The organism is Saccharopolyspora sp. SCSIO 74807 (assembly GCF_037023755.1).
GTDB lineage: Bacteria > Actinomycetota > Actinomycetes > Mycobacteriales > Pseudonocardiaceae > Saccharopolyspora_C > Saccharopolyspora_C galaxeae.
Genome location: NZ_CP146100.1, coordinates 3,828,836 through 3,843,191 on the forward strand (window position 1 = coordinate 3,828,836; position 14,356 = coordinate 3,843,191).

The 14,356-nt window shown below is 71.3% G+C and carries 12 protein-coding genes; 9 read left to right on the forward strand and 3 right to left on the reverse strand.

Translation table 11 applies throughout. The features are described from left to right. Positions 1–172 precede the first annotated feature (172 nt). Entirely contained in the window at positions 173–1,384 is a 1,212-nt protein-coding gene (locus V1457_RS17665) for a lycopene cyclase family protein (protein ID WP_338595644.1), read from the reverse strand. Between the two features lie 122 nt (positions 1,385–1,506). Here V1457_RS17665 and V1457_RS17670 point away from each other — a divergent pair, with 122 nt between their 5' ends. Further along, on the forward strand, positions 1,507–3,078 hold the full coding sequence (locus V1457_RS17670; RefSeq protein WP_200069737.1) for a deoxyguanosinetriphosphate triphosphohydrolase family protein: 1,572 nt from the start codon (positions 1,507–1,509) through the stop codon (positions 3,076–3,078). Between the two features lie 115 nt (positions 3,079–3,193). Here the strand turns inward: V1457_RS17670 and V1457_RS17675 are convergent, their stop codons facing one another. Further along, positions 3,194–4,534, reverse strand: coding sequence for an MFS transporter (locus tag V1457_RS17675; RefSeq protein ID WP_200069736.1), 1,341 nt, complete (start codon positions 4,532–4,534; stop codon positions 3,194–3,196). A gap of 150 nt (positions 4,535–4,684) precedes the next feature. Here V1457_RS17675 and V1457_RS17680 point away from each other — a divergent pair, with 150 nt between their 5' ends. The 4 genes from V1457_RS17680 to V1457_RS17695 all read left to right on the forward strand — a co-directional run bounded on the left by V1457_RS17680 (position 4,685) and on the right by V1457_RS17695 (position 8,702). Beyond that, entirely contained in the window at positions 4,685–5,362 is a 678-nt protein-coding gene (locus tag V1457_RS17680) for an acVLRF1 family peptidyl-tRNA hydrolase (RefSeq protein WP_200069914.1), read from the forward strand. A 269-nt stretch (positions 5,363–5,631) separates the two neighbouring features. Beyond that, positions 5,632–7,260, forward strand: coding sequence for an ABC-F family ATP-binding cassette domain-containing protein (locus V1457_RS17685; RefSeq protein ID WP_200069735.1), 1,629 nt, complete (start codon positions 5,632–5,634; stop codon positions 7,258–7,260). Positions 7,261–7,589: 329 nt separating this feature from the next. Next, the gene (locus V1457_RS17690) at positions 7,590–7,799 is read left to right on the forward strand and encodes a helix-turn-helix domain-containing protein (RefSeq protein ID WP_200069734.1); all 210 of its coding nucleotides are present in this window, start codon (positions 7,590–7,592) and stop codon (positions 7,797–7,799) included. 108 nt (positions 7,800–7,907) lie between these two features. Further along, positions 7,908–8,702 (forward strand): enoyl-CoA hydratase/isomerase family protein, encoded by a 795-nt coding sequence (locus tag V1457_RS17695; RefSeq protein ID WP_233627192.1) that lies wholly within the window; start codon positions 7,908–7,910, stop codon positions 8,700–8,702. Between the two features lie 69 nt (positions 8,703–8,771). On the opposite strand, the gene V1457_RS17700 is transcribed toward V1457_RS17695, so the two are convergent. Then, complete coding sequence (locus tag V1457_RS17700) at positions 8,772–9,521, reverse strand: sugar isomerase domain-containing protein (protein ID WP_338595647.1); 750 nt, start codon at positions 9,519–9,521, stop codon at positions 8,772–8,774. Between the two features lie 214 nt (positions 9,522–9,735). Between V1457_RS17700 and V1457_RS17705 the strand changes: the two genes are divergently transcribed. From V1457_RS17705 to V1457_RS17720, 4 genes are all read left to right on the forward strand, one after another. After that, on the forward strand, positions 9,736–10,359 hold the full coding sequence (locus V1457_RS17705) for a TetR/AcrR family transcriptional regulator (RefSeq protein WP_200069731.1): 624 nt from the start codon (positions 9,736–9,738) through the stop codon (positions 10,357–10,359). Positions 10,360–10,627: 268 nt separating this feature from the next. Next, positions 10,628–11,341, forward strand: a complete 714-nt coding sequence (locus tag V1457_RS17710; protein ID WP_338595649.1) for an Imm1 family immunity protein — start codon at positions 10,628–10,630, stop codon at positions 11,339–11,341. A gap of 145 nt (positions 11,342–11,486) precedes the next feature. Further along, on the forward strand, positions 11,487–13,277 hold the full coding sequence (locus V1457_RS17715; protein ID WP_200069729.1) for an ABC transporter substrate-binding protein: 1,791 nt from the start codon (positions 11,487–11,489) through the stop codon (positions 13,275–13,277). Positions 13,278–13,281: 4 nt separating this feature from the next. After that, positions 13,282–14,340 carry an ABC transporter permease gene (locus V1457_RS17720; protein WP_200069728.1) on the forward strand — a complete coding sequence of 353 codons (1,059 nt, stop codon included), beginning with the start codon at positions 13,282–13,284 and terminating at the stop codon, positions 14,338–14,340. Positions 14,341–14,356 lie beyond the last annotated feature (16 nt).

Sequence of the window (14,356 nt, forward strand, 5' to 3'; positions counted from 1 at the left end):
TAGCGCGACTCGCACGCCACCAGCACCCATCCCGCGCCGCCGCTGTGGGCACCAACACAGCAGCGCAGGACCGTTCGCCGGTTGCACCGGACCGCGTTGCCGAGCGGTTCCCGCAGGTAGTCGCCCTGCTGCGGGCGGTGTAAACGTGTACCGCAGATCGGCGCAGCGCGGGTCAGCTTCCGCCGAAGCCGTGCTGAGCGTCGCCCCAGCCCGGGCCGAAGCCGCCCGCGATCAGCCGCCGCCGGATCGGCCAGGGCGCCCGCCGGAACAGCGCGCTCATCGTCGCGACCGTGCCCGCCGGGTCGTGGTCGGCGGCCAGGAACGCCGCTTGCTGCTGCTCGTCCAGGGAGAAGAAGACTTCGAAGAACTCCGGTACCAGCTCGGGCGGGAACTGCAGCAGCGAGCGCAGCGCGCGCCTGCGCAATGCGTGCGTGGCCGCGGCGCGCGGGGGCCACAGGACCGACCAGGCCGCTTTGGCAGCGGCGGCGGATCCGGCGGGCAGTCCGGCGCTGAGCGCAGCGGCGACCCACGGGGCGTGCCGCAGCGCGCTGGCGACGCTGAACCCGCTCGCCGGGTGCACCAGCCCGCCGGACGCGCCGAACGACACCACGCGGCCGGGCCGGGGCAGCGGGTCGTCGACGGGGAAGCGGACCCGCTCCTCGGGTGCGTTGCCGGGCGCGGTGATGCCCGCCGCCTCCAGCCGCCCGTGCAGGCGCTTGCGCAGCAGGGTCAGCGGCAGCGCGGGCCGCCGGGCCAGCGAGGTCTCTTCCAGCAGCACTTGGTCGTCGCCGAGGCGGACGCAGTACAGGAAGGTCGGCCAGCCGCCCTTGGTGTCGGGCGCGGCGCGCCAGTCCATGAACACTCCGGCCCCCGGTGGGCACAGTGGTTCCGCCGCTGCCGCGTCGAGCACCACCCCCACCGCGGTCTGCTGCGCGGGAGTCCGTGCCGGACGCCCGCCGGACAGCACCCGCGCGGCACCGCTGGCATCGACGACGGTGGCCGCGGCCAGCCGCCTGCCGTCCTTGAGCCGCACCGTCGAACCGGTCGGACCGTGCTCGGCGGCCACCACCCGGCCGGTGACCTCCTCGACGTCGGAACGCCACAGGTGCTTCCACAGCGCCGTGTTGTCCAGCACGGCGTATGCCCGGTCGAGCTCGTGCTCGGTCGTGCCGATCGCGCGCATCACCGGGGTGACCGCGGCCAGCGCGGAACGCGGCACCGAGGTGGGAAGTTCGTCCAGCCAGGAGCCGTAGGTGTGCGGCCAGACGTTGCGCGGCGCCGGTGCCACCACGCTCACGTCGAGGCCGGTGTCGCTGCACGCCGCGGCGACTGCCCGGCCCGCCGGGCCGGCCCCCACGATGAGCACGTCCACCACGTCGAGCATCAGATCACGACGGGCGCGGTTCCCGCCGTCCGGCCGCCGACGGCTCGCCGAGCTGTTCGCGGACGCCGCTGGAGCCGGTCCGCGGCAGCTCGGCCTGCGACCGGACAGCTAGCGTGCGGGGCATGGACACCGACAGCCCAGTCGAACGCACCACCCGTCGCAGCGACCGCACCGGTCCGGTCCGGCCTTCGCCGGACCTGGCGGCCAGCCCGTTCCGCGCGGACCGCGACCGGGTGTCGAGCTCGGCGTTCTTCTCGCGGCTGGGCGGGGTCACCCAGGTGATCAGCCCCAGCGGGTCCGGTCTGCTGCTGCACAACCGGCTCACCCACAGCCTGAAGGTGGCGCAGGTGGCGCGGGCGATCGGCGAGCGGCTGCTGGCCGACTCGACGGCGGGCGCGGTGCTGGACAAGCTCGGCGGCTGCGACCTGGACGTGGTCGAGGCCGCCGGGCTCGGCCACGATCTCGGGCACCCGCCGTTCGGGCACCTCGGTGAGCGGGTGCTGGACCGGCTGGCACGGCAGCGGTTCGGGCTGCGCGACGGGTTCGAGGGCAACGCGCAGTCGTTCCGGATCGTCAGCGCGATCGACGTGCGCGGCGACCCGGAGCGCTCCGGGGACGGGCTGGACCTGACCGCAGCGGTCCGCGCCGCGCTGCTGAAGTACCCGTGGACGCGGTTGCACCGCCCGTCGCCGCACCCGCGCGAGCTGCGCGTGCCGCCGCGCGGTGCCTCGGAACCGGACGACGCGCCCGGTACTGGTTCGGCGAAGTTCTCCTGCTACATCACCGAGCTCGACGACATGCGGGAGTCCCGCGCGGCGTTCCGCGGCAGGCTGGAGAGCTGGCAGCAGACGGTGGAAGCCTCGGTGATGGACACCGCCGACGACATCGCCTACGCCATCCACGACCTGGAGGACTTCCACCGCGTCGGAATCCTGCAGCACACCACGGTTTCGCACGAGCTCACCGAGTGGCTCGGGCACGCCGTGGAGCTGGCCGGGCGCACCGACGGCGAGCTGGCCGCCGCCGAGCACCGGCCGGGCCGGTCGTTGGAGCTGCTGCGCCGCCGGTTGCACGCCAAGGACTCGTGGATCGCCTCCGACGACGCCTTCGTGCACGCGGTGAAGAAGGTCGTCTCGGACCTGGTGACGAAGCTGCTGCAAGTGCCGTTCGACCGTTCCCAGCAGGCCGAGCAGGCGGTGGCGGCGTTCTCCGGCGAGTGGACCCGGCGGCTGGTCGACGGCGTGCGGCTGGAGGAGACCCCGACGGTGCGCTCCGGGCACGTCGCGCTGGCCACCGAGCAGTGGCACGAGGTGCAGGTGCTGAAGTTCGTGCACCGCCGGTTCGTGCTGCAGCGCCCCGACCTGGCGCTGCACCAGCGCGGCCAGGACCGGCTGGTGAGCAAGCTGGTGGAGGCGCTGGACTCGTGGCTGATCGACCGCAGCGAGGAGGCCAGGCTGCCGCACCGGCTGCGCGACCTGTTCGAGCGGGCGAGCGCGGAGTTCCAGGCGGTCCGCGCCGAGGACCCGGCCGCGCTCGGCGGCGAGCCGATCGGCGCGCAAGACCTGGAGCGCTGGGCGCGGGGCCGGGCGGTGATCGACTTCGTCGCTTCGCTCACCGACGACCAGGCCGCCGCGCTCTTGGAGGCGTTGTCCGGACGGACCACTCAACTGTGGTCCGACACGTTCGTGCTGTGAGCGGCGGGCGCCGCGGCCGCATGAACAGCCGCGGCGCCCACGGGGTAGCACTTCTGCCAGCAGCGGAGCCGCTGAGGTTCCGGCACGCAAACCCTTCGGAAAAGGTCCGATTCGCTCACACCGCGGTTCGAGTGGTCCCGGACTCCGACAGACCCTTCCGGTAGGTCTCGGCCAGCAGGTAGCTGGAGCCGAACGAGATCGCGCACAGCACCACGACGTAACCGGCGATCGCCATCGACGAGCCGGTCCAGCCGTACAGCGCCGTGCAGATCATCGGCGCCAGGCCGCCGCCGAGGATGGCCGCGAGCTGATAGCTCAACGACGCACCGCTGTAGCGGAACCGGGTGCTGAACAGCTCCGAGTAGAACGCCGACTGCGGCCCGTACACCGCGGTCCGGCACGCCTGCACCACGATCCCGCCGAGCAGGAACAGCACGATCGACCGGCTGTCCACCAGCAGGAAGTACGGCACCGCGAACACCGCGAGCCCGGCCATCCCGGCCAGCGACATGCCGCGCCGCCCGATCCGGTCGGACAGCAGCCCGAAGGCCAGCATCAGCGGAATGTCCAGGAAGCTCAGCAGCGCGTTCGCGTTCAGGATCGACGTGCGCTCGTAGTCGAGCGACGTGGTGGCGTAGCTGACGACCCAGGTGGTGCCGACGTAGAAGGTCGCGTTCGTGGCCAGGAACGAACCCGCGGCGAGCGCGACGGTCCGCGGGTGCTCGCGCAGCACGTCGAGCACGGGTGTGCGGGTGTGCTGCGCCTGCTCGCGGGCGGCCTCCTGGAACACCGGGCTCTCACTGATCTTGAGCCGGATGAGCAGGCCGAGCCCGATCAGCAGCGCGCTGCACAGGAACGGGATGCGCCAGCCCCACGCCACGAACTGCGCGTCGGTCAGGTTCGCGGAAAGCACCGAGAAGGTGAGGTTGCCCAGCAGCAGGCCCGCGGGCACCCCGATCTGCGGCCAGCTGCCGTAGAAGCCGCGCCGGTTCTGCGGTGCGTGCTCCACCGCCATCAGCGCCGCACCGCCCCATTCGCCGCCGACGCCGAGGCCCTGCGCGAACCGCAGCGCGGTCAGCAGCAGCGGCGCCCACACGCCGATCGAGTCGTAGCCGGGCAGCGCTCCGATCAGCACCGTGGCCACGCCCATCAGCAGCAGCGAGGTGACCAGCACGGGTTTGCGCCCGCGCCGATCGCCGAAGTGCGCGAACAGCACTCCGCCCAGCGGCCGGGCGACGAATCCGATGGCGAAGGTCGCGAACGATGCGATGGTGCCGACCATCGGGGCGAACTCGGGGAAGAACAGCTCGTTGAACACCAGCGCGGCGGCGGTGCCGTAGATGAAGAAGTCGAACCATTCGATCGTCGTGCCGATGAGGCTGGCGAACGCCACCCTGCGGGCGTTGCCCGGGCCGGTGCCGCTGGGGGAACCAGCGTTGCTCGGGGGAACAGCCATCGCGAACGCACCCTTCGGATGTGTGGTCCAAATAACTAACGCTGTAAGGTTCGCAGCACGCTAATCACCGGCCGCCACGCCGACAAGGGGCGAATCGAAAAATCCAGGCACCGGCGGCGGATCCGGTGCGGCCGGTCGTGCTGGGATGGGCTGATGCGAGGCAGGCAATTGTCCGGAGGCGGCCGCGCGGTGCGGATCGCTCCCGACCGCCTGGCGGGCTGGTTCGAGCGGTTCGCCGACGGGCACGGTGGCGCGCTGCGCACCGTTCTCGGCCCGCGCCGCGTCGAAGTGGCCGCCGCCGACGGCGCCACGGCCGCGGTGACCGTCCCGTTCGGCGAGCTGGCCGGACCGCACGGCGAGCAATCCGGCCTGGCGGTGTCAGCGCTGGTCGAGCACGTGTCGCGGACGCGCCGGGTCGGGCTGGTGCTGGTGCGCCTGGGCGCGCACAGCGTGGGCATCGCCCGTGGCGGCGTGATCGAGGTTTCCTCGACCGATCGGCACCTGGTGCACGGCCGGAACAAGGCGGGCGGGCAGTCGCAGCAACGATTCGCGCGCCGCCGCGAGGGCCAGGCGCGCCGTTCCCTGGAGTCCGCCGCCGACGACGCCGCACGGGTGCTGCTGCCGGAACGCGAGCGGCTCGACGCCGTGATCCTCGGCGGGGACGGCAAGGCGTTGGACGCGCTGCGCGCGGATCCGCGGCTGCGCGAGCTGCTCGCCGCGGCCGAACCCGGCGTGCTCGACGTCGCCGAGCCGCGCCGTTCGGTGCTCGACGATGCGGCGGTCCGCGCGATCTCGGTGGAGGTCGAGATCCACGATCCGGCTCCCTGATCTACCCCGCGGCCCTGGCCTGCCGGGCCCGCCCGGTGACGCTCAGTGCCGGAGTGCACGCCTGACCCGGTAGTCCGGCCGTTACACTGGTCGACGTGGTGAGCAAGCACGCGATCCCGCGGCACGCCGTGCGACGGCGATCCCACCCGCGGGAGTACTGCCTGATGGTGTCCGCCGACTAGCGGCGCCCCTTCCAGCCCATCGGCCCGGTCGTACCGGCGATGGGCGTTTTCGCGATCTCGCTCGACCACTAGCCTCCGGAGTTTTCGTTGATCTCTGCCACTTCCCTGGAACTGCGCGCTGGTTCGCGCATCCTGCTGTCCGGTGCGAACCTGCGCGTCCAGCCCGGCGACCGCATCGGCCTGGTCGGTCGCAACGGTGCGGGCAAGACCACGACGCTGCGCGTGCTCGCGGGCGAGGGCGATCCCTACGCCGGTGAGCTGGTGCGCAGCGGCGAAACGGGTTACCTGCCGCAGGACCCGCGGGAAGGCGACCTCTCGGTCGCGGCCAAGGACCGGGTGCTCTCCGCGCGCGGCCTGGACCGGATCCTGCGCGACATGGAGAAGGCGCAGACCGCGATGGCCGAGCTCGCCGACGACCGGCAGCGGGACAAGGCCATCGACCGCTACGGCAAGCTCGAGGAGCGCTTCGCCGCGCGCGGCGGGTACGGCGCCGAGAGCGAAGCGGGCCGGATCTGCTCGAACCTGGGGCTGCCGGACCGGGTGCTGACCCAGCCGCTGAGCACGCTCTCCGGTGGCCAGCGCCGCCGGGTCGAGCTGGCCCGGATCCTGTTCGCCGCCGCGGAGGCGGGCCCCGGTGGCGGTTCGGCGACGACGCTGCTGCTGGACGAGCCGACCAACCACCTCGACGCGGACTCGATCAACTGGCTGCGCGAGTTCCTCCGCAACCACGACGGCGGCCTCGTCGTGATCAGCCACGACGTCGAGCTGCTCGGCGACGTGGTGAACAAGGTGTGGTTCCTGGACGCGGTCCGCGGCGAGGCCGACGTCTACAACATGGACTGGAAGCGCTATCAGGAAGCGCGCGCCGCCGACGAGAAGCGCCGCCGCCGGGAACGCGCCAACGCCGAGAAGAAGGCGTCCACGCTCATGGCGCAGGCCGACAAGATGCGCGCCAAGGCCACCAAGGCCGTCGCCGCGCAGAACATGGCCCGCCGCGCCGAGAAGATGGTCAACGACCTGGAAGAGGAACAGGCCGACGACAAGGTCGCCAAGATCCGCTTCCCGGAACCGGCCTCCTGCGGCAAGACGCCGCTGACCGCCCGCGGGCTGTCGAAGTCCTACGGCTCGCTGGAGATCTTCACCGGCGTCGATCTCGCCGTCGACCGCGGCTCCCGGGTCGTGGTGCTCGGGCTCAACGGCGCGGGCAAGACCACGTTGCTGCGGCTGCTCGGCCACATGGAGGAGTCCGACGCCGGCGAGATGGTGCCCGGCCACGGGCTGCGCGTCGGCTACTACGCGCAGGAGCACGAAACCCTCGACCACGACGCGACCGTGTGGGAGAACATCCGCAGCGCGGCCCCGGACACCCCGGAGCAGCAGCTGCGCACGCTGCTCGGCGCGTTCCTGTTCCGCGGTGAACAGCTCCAGCAGCCCGCGGGCACGCTCTCCGGCGGGGAGAAGACCCGGCTGGCGCTGGCCGGGCTCGTCTCCAGCGCGGCGAACGTGCTGCTGCTCGACGAGCCGACGAACAACCTGGACCCGGCCAGTCGCGAGCAGGTGCTCGACGCGTTGCGCAGTTTCACCGGAGCGGTGGTCCTGGTGACGCACGATCCCGGCGCGGTCGAAGCGCTCGAGCCGGAACGGGTGATCCTGTTGCCCGACGGGACTGAGGACCACTGGTCCGAGGACTACATGGAGCTAGTGCAACTCGCCTGACGAGTGGTTTTTCCCACCCTGGGCCGTACGCGGCGTGACGACCGCTGCTCCGGTGGCGCGAACACCCGTTACGACCAATCATGCCCGGCTCGGCGCATCGAAACGCCCTGACCTGCGAAGAACTCCGGCGGCTAGGCGGCTCACCGCCGGATGTCGCGGCTGAGTTAGTCCGAACAGGTGAGCGCATTCCGGTGATCGCCGTGGGCTGATCTCGACCGTTGGGCGATCTTTTTGCATGATCGCCTGGCGTTTACGGCCGTCCTGTTCGATCATTGCGACGACAGGGGTCGCGAGCGGCCCGACCTGTTCGGAGGGAAGGCGGGGACACTGTGGCTGACCTGAAGAAGGGTGCGCGAATCACCGGAAGCGCACGGGACAAGCTTGCCAGTGACCTTAAGAAGAAGTACGAGAAGGGAGCCAGCATCCGCGCCCTGGCTGAGGCGACCGGCCGGTCCTACGGGTTCGTGCACCGGGTGCTCAGCGAATCGGGCGTGCAACTGCGCGGCCGCGGGGGTGCGACGCGTTCGAAGAAGAAGTGAGGCAGCGGGCATGATCGGTTCGTTGCGGTTCCTTTCCGGCCGGCGGGTACCGTTCGGTTCCGCCCGGTCGACGCAGAACTGATGGAGGCCCGTTTGCAGCAGTCGAGGATGGACGCCGACCTCCTGGACCGTGGCGGTGTGGGGCTCACGGTTCAGGGGCGGCGCGCCACCATCACGCTCGACCGCCCGGACAAGCTCAATGCGCAGACTCCGTTGACGTGGGCGGCGCTGCGCGAGATCGGCCAGTCCCTCGACCCGGGAGTGCGGGTCGTCGTGGTGCGCGCGCGGGGGCGCGCGTTCTCCGCCGGGCTGGACCGCAGGTTGTTCGGGTCCGAGGACGTGGACGGGGCGCCCGGCCTGATCGGACTGGGGCAGCGCCCCACCGAAGAGGCCGACGCCGAGATCGCCGGGTTCCAGCAGGGCTTCAGCTGGCTGCGGGAACCCGACCGGGTGACGATCGCGGCCGTGCAAGGCCACGCCATCGGCGCCGGGTTCCAGCTCGCGCTGGCCTGCGACCTGCGGGTGCTCACCGAGGACGCGCGGTTGCGGATGGCCGAGACCGGGTTGGGCCTGGTGCCGGATCTGGGTGGGACGTTGCCGCTGGTGCGCGCGATCGGTTACGCCCGCGCGGTCGAGATCTGTGCGGCCGGCCGGGAGGTTGGTGCCGAGGAAGCCCTGCGGATGGGCTTGGCGAACTCGGTGGTGCCCGTCGAAGGGCTGGACGCCGCGGTCGATCAGCTCGCCGAGGCGGTCAGCACCCCGCCGGAAGGCGCGGTGCGCGAGACGCTGGCCTTGCTGGCGCAGGCCGACGAGGCGGTGGACCCGGAGCAGCAGCTCGCCGCGGAGCGGGCGGCGCAGATCCGGCGGATCACGGAGCTGGCAGGCGCGCTCGAAGCGAACTGAGCGAATCGCCCGGACCGGGCTCGACCTTCGGGTCGGGCCCGGTCTTTCGTGCCCGGGTCGGGAGGCACATCAGGTCAGGCCGGGGACGCGGGCGCCGTAGTGGCGCAGGTTCGCGGCGTTGGCGTCGTCGCCGCCGACGGTGTTCGCGCTGCGCCACACCGGCAGCTCGAGTCCGGCGCGCTGCGCGGAGTCGTGCAGCCGGACCAGCAGCAGGTTCCACAGGTAGGCGTTCGCCAGCGAGGACAGCGGCGCGGTGACCGGGTCTCGGGGCGGGTAGCTGGCGTCTCCACCGGGGGTTCGGGTGTCCAGCACGATGTGCGCTTGCTCGGCCAGGGTGGTGCCCGCCCGCTTGGGGGCGTCGGCGCTCGCGGCCGGGGAAGTCACCGCGATGACGGTGGATCCCGTGCCCGCCGCGGTCACGGCCAGTTCCACCGGGTACGGGTTGACGCCCGAGTTGGAGAAGACCACCAAGGCGTCCTGGCCGCCGCGGAACTCCGCGTCGGCGAGCACGGTTGCGGCCAGGCCGCTGGTGCGCTCGGTGCCGGTGGAAGCCACGGCGCCGTGCAGCGGGAGCAGGTCGGGGCGGTAGAGCGGGCGCACGGCCGCCAGTCCGCCTGCGCGGTAGAAGGACTCCATGACTCCGGCCAGCGAGTGCCCGGCCCCGGCGGTGCACACCAGGCCGTCCGCGCGCAGGCAGGTCAGCAGCGCGTCCGCGGCTTCGGCGAGCGCGGTGGCGTTGTGCGCACCGACTCCGCGCAGGTGCTCGAGGGTGGCTTCGGCGTGCGGCGGCGCGGGCTGGCTGCCGAGAACTCCGGACATGGGCACTGCTCCTCGGGTCGATGGCGCGAACACCGCTGGTCTATACCTGTTCGGCGGTGCGCGGCAAGCACGTCGATTCCGCGCCGCTCGGCGTGCTGATCGCGCGGGTGTGATCAACGCGGGTCTACAATGATCGCTTCGAGGGGCCGGACGTGCCGATTCGCGAACCGGTCGGCGTCCGACAAGGTCAACGGGACAGATCAGCAGGGGTCGCATGTCGCAGCGCAGCAATCGCCGCGCCGTGCTCGCCGACGCAGCAGTCGAGGTGTTGGCGCGCGAAGGGGGGCGCGGGCTCACGCACCGGGCCATCGACCGGGAGGCCGGGTTCCCGGAGGGGACCACGAAGAACTACCACGCCACCCGGGAAGCCCTGTTCGCCGCGATCGGCCGCCGGGTCGCCGACCAGCAGACCGCGGCCATGCGCCGGTTGCGCGAGCAGTTGCCCGACGGGGTCGCGCAGGGCGACGTCACCGCGCTGTACCTGGCGATGCTGCAGCGGATGGTGACCACGGCCCGGTCCCAATTCCTCGCGCTGTTCGAGCTGCACCTGGAAGGGGTGCGCAATCCGCAGGTCCGCTCGGCGCTGGGGGAGATCACGCTGGCCGGGGTGGATTCGGCGGTGCACCTGCACGCAGCGGTCGGCGAGCCGATCCCGGCGCGCGGCGCGGGTTTGCTCGACGCCGGGATGCTGGGCGTGGCGATGACGATGCTGAGCCTGCCGGACGACGTGGTGGGCCGGATCGGCTTCGACGACCCGGACGCGCTCGGGCGGTCGCTGCTGGACATGGCCGCGGACGCGGAGCCGGCGGAAGGGTTGTTGCGCGGGCAGGCGAGCTGAGCGCTGCGCGGTTCGGGTGAAATGCGCGCTCGGTGCTGCCCCCGCGCCGCGTTGCGCTGCTGACCGAAAACCTGCCCGCTGCCGCGCGTCAGCTGCGTTTCCGCCGCACACATCGGCTCGGGGGCCGCGCTGCGCGACCGCAAGATCACGCGAGGTAGTGTCCGTTGCGCGGTAGGCGCCGTACGTCGTGAACCGGCGGGTTGGCATCATTGGCCGACGGCGTTTCCAGGCGAGTACAGCTATCGACTGCGTGGGGTGCAACGAAGGCATGTCGAATCCGCCGCTGCAAGACGGCCCGGTCGATCCGCTGGCGGTGGTGTTCGCCCGCCTCGCCGACGTTCCGCTGGACGTGCTGGACAAGCTGATCGAGTCCACCAACGCGGTCTACGGCGACCTCAACAAGGTCCACGGTCACGCCTACTGGGGCGACCTGGTGCTGCACCAGGGCGCGGCGATCAAGGCGTTGCGCGAGGCGAGGGAATGCCTGGACGCACTGCGTTCCGAGGCGGTGGGCGCGCGGAATTCCGAGCTCGGCGTCTCGGTGGCGACGGCGGTGGTCGACGGCGAGCGGCACTACGCGCACACCTCCGAGGACAAGGCCGGGCTGGTGGAGAAGGTGCTGCGGCCGGGCACCGCGGGCCGCGCCAGCCACCTCTACGTCTGGGACCGCCCCTACGAGAGCGACGACATCCCGGGGCCGTACCAGAGCGTGCGGGTCGTGACCGACGGCGAAGCCGAGGTCGGGGTGGTCAACTACACCGAGGAATCCGAGGACGGCGAGCTCACGTCCTGGCACACCCGCAACCCGGAACCGTTCGCCGAGCCGCCGAAGCTGCGCTTCGACGTGGGCAGCGCGCTGCTGTTCCCGCGCGATTCGGTGCTGGCATTCCGGGAGCTGCGCGCGGGCCTTCTGGAGTACGTCGCGGACGGTTCCCGGCCGGAGGCGCTGCAATGGCAGCAAGCCCGGTGGGGCGAGACGTGATCGCAGGTCACGGGATTGCCGGACGGGTTCGGTAACTGTTCGGTACACATTGGGTTAGCCATTCGGCGCAAGCTCTTGTGAACTATTGACGAGAAGCCGCCGAGGATGGTTCTTTTTTCTCACTTCGGGAGAAGAGGAGGTCCTCGTGGCTCGAAGAATCGTGGTTCTGCTGGCCGTGCTGGCCGGTTTCGCCGTTCCGGCGGCGGCAGGCGCGCAACCGGCGGATGCGCCCGCCCGCGCGGCGACGTTGCGGGTCGGAACGGCGCAGCAGATCGACTCGCTGAACCCGTTCCTGGGCTACTCGCTGGCGTCGACCGACCTGTTCCGGTTGATCTACCCGACGCTGACCACGTACGACCCGCGGGACTTCGCGCCGGAACCGGAGCTGGCGGAGTCGTGGTCGACCTCCCCGGACAAGCTGACCTGGACCTTCAAGATCCGCCCAGGGGTGCGCTGGACCGACGGGCTGCCGGTGACCGCGCGCGACGCCGCCTACACCTACGACCGGATGATGCGGGACCCCACGGCGGCCACCGCGAACGGCAACTTCGTGGAGAACTTCCAGTCGGTGTCCGCGCCGGACGACGGCACGCTGGTGATCCGCACCAAGACCCCGCAGACGACGATGCTGGCCATCGACGCGCCGATCGTGCCCGCGCACGTGTGGTCGAAGATCCCCGACCTGACCTCCTACCCGAACGACCGGATGCCGGTGGTCGGGTCGGGTCCGTTCCAGCTCACCGAGTACGAGCCGGAGCGCTACGCCGCGCTGCGGGCCAATCCGGACTTCTGGCGCGGCCCGGCGAAGATCGGCGAGCTGCGGTTCGTGCAGTTCAAGAACACCGACGCCGCGGTGCAGGCGCTGCGCAAGGGCGAGATCGACGTCGCGCAGCAGCTCACTCCCACGCAGTTCGAAGCGCTGGCCGGGCAGCGCGACATCCAGCAGGTCAAGGGCCAGGGGCGCCGGTTCTCCGAGATGCTGATCAACCCGGGTGCCACCAACAGCGAAGGGCAGCCGATCGGCAGCGGGCATCCGGCGCTGACCGACGTGCGGGTGCGCCGCGCTGTCGACAAGGCAATCGACAAGCCGAAGCTGATCGAAAGGGTGCTCAACGGATACGGCCAGGTCGGTGGCGGGTACCTGCCGCCGATCTTCGACGACTACCACTGGAAGCCGCCGCGGCCGCGCGGGTTCGACCCGGCCGCGGCGAACCGGGAGCTGGACGCCGCAGGCTACCTGCGCGGGCCGGACGGAATCCGCCGCACGCCGCAGGGCGAGCCGCTGAACTTCGAGTTCATGCTGCACGCGAGCACCTCGGCGGATGCGCAGGTGGGCGAGTTCGTCAAGCAGTGGCTGGCCGACATCGGCATCGCGGTGCAGCTGGATCCGGTCTCGGACAACCAGGTCAACGACCGCACCACCGGGGGTGACTTCGACCTGGCGATGTCCGGCTGGTCGGCGAACCCGGACCCGGACTACGTGCTGCGGCTGCAGACCTGCGGATCCCGGCCCAGCCCGGACGGCGGTGGCACGCCGGACTCGTTCCTGTGCGACCCGGTCTACGACGACCTCTACGCCCGCCAGCTCGGCGAGTTCGACCCGGCCAAGCGCATCGACCTGGTCAAGCAGGCGCAGCGGCGGTTCTACGACCAGGCGAGCGCATCGGTGCTGTACTACCAGAACTCGCTGGAGGCGTACCGCTCCGACCGCTTCAGCGGGTTCACCACCCAGCCCGCGAACGGGGGCGTGATCACCGGGCAGCAGGGCTACTGGGGCTACTACGGCGCCCAGCCGACGCCGAAGGCCGAGCACGCCTCGGATCCCCCGGACTACGGGCGGATCGGGCTGGTGCTGCTCGGGATCGTGGTCGTCGGCGGAGTGGTGATCCTGCTGGTGGCGCGCCACCGGCGGGCCACCATGGACGAACGGGAGTGACGCGATGGCCGATCCGGTGACGCAGCACCAACCACGCCCGGCCGAGGAACCGGCGACCGAGGACGCCGCGACCGGCTCCGGCGGCTGGCTGCGCTACGCCGCGGGCAAGCTCGGTGGCGGGCTGCTGAGCCTGTTCCTGGTGGCAGTGCTCGGGTTCTTCCTGTTCCGGGTGATGCCCGGTGATCCGGTGCGCACGATGACCCGCGGCGCGGCGGTCTCCGGCGAGCAGATCCAGCAGTTGCGGCACCGCTTCGGGCTGGATCAGCCGCTGTGGAAGCAGTTCCTGGACTTCCTCGGCGCGCTGCTGCGCGGTGACCTGGGCACCTCCTACACCTACAGCCGCCCGGTGGCCGACCTCATCGCGGAGCGGTTCTGGCCGACGGTGCTGCTGGTCGGCACCGCGACGGTGCTGGCGGTGGTGCTCGGGCTGTGGATGGGCACGCGGGCGGCGTGGCGCCAGGGCGGGAAGTTCGACAAGATCTCGACCTCGGTGGCGTTGACGTTCTGGTCGGTGCCGACGTTCTGGTTCGGGCTGATCGTGCTGATGGTCTTCGGCGTCGGGGTCGGGCCGATTCCCGGGCTGTTCCCGGTCGGCGGGATCAACTCGCCGGACACGCCGCCGGAGCTGCCCGCGCAGGTGCTGGACGTGGCGCGGCACCTGGTGCTGCCCGCGTCGACGATGGTCGCGGTGGTCTACGCGCAATACCTGATGGTGATGCGGTCCTCGCTGCTGGAGGAAATGGGCGCGGATTACCTGACCACCGCGCGCGCGAAGGGCCTGCGCGAAGACCTGGTGCGGCGCAGGCACGCGGTGCCGAACGCGATGCTGCCGACGGTGACGCTGATCTTCCTGCACCTGGGCCTGGTCGTGGGCGGGGCGATCACCGTGGAGACGGTGTTCTCGTGGCCCGGGCTCGGCCTGCTGACCTACGAGGCGCTGAAGGTGCCGGATCTGCCGTTGCTGCAAGGCACATTCATCGTGCTGGCGGGGAGTGTGATCGTGATGAACGTGGTGGCGGACCTGCTATACCGGGTCCTGGACCCGCGGGTGCGTGCCTCGTGACGGCGCCGCAACCCAC

Excerpts from the sequence above, each read along its gene's own strand:
- V1457_RS17710 (WP_338595649.1), top strand. The coding sequence starts at position 10,628 with ATGTCGAATCCGCCGCTGCAAGACGGCCCGGTCGATCCGCTGGCGGTG.
- V1457_RS17705 (WP_200069731.1), top strand. The coding sequence starts at position 9,736 with ATGTCGCAGCGCAGCAATCGCCGCGCCGTGCTCGCCGACGCAGCAGTC.
- V1457_RS17675 (WP_200069736.1), bottom strand. The coding sequence starts at position 4,534 with ATGGCTGTTCCCCCGAGCAACGCTGGTTCCCCCAGCGGCACCGGCCCG.
- V1457_RS17670 (WP_200069737.1), top strand. The coding sequence starts at position 1,507 with ATGGACACCGACAGCCCAGTCGAACGCACCACCCGTCGCAGCGACCGC.
- V1457_RS17720 (WP_200069728.1), top strand. The coding sequence starts at position 13,282 with ATGGCCGATCCGGTGACGCAGCACCAACCACGCCCGGCCGAGGAACCG.
- V1457_RS17695 (WP_233627192.1), top strand. The coding sequence starts at position 7,908 with ATGGACGCCGACCTCCTGGACCGTGGCGGTGTGGGGCTCACGGTTCAG.
- V1457_RS17700 (WP_338595647.1), bottom strand. The coding sequence starts at position 9,521 with ATGTCCGGAGTTCTCGGCAGCCAGCCCGCGCCGCCGCACGCCGAAGCC.
- V1457_RS17665 (WP_338595644.1), bottom strand. The coding sequence starts at position 1,384 with ATGCTCGACGTGGTGGACGTGCTCATCGTGGGGGCCGGCCCGGCGGGC.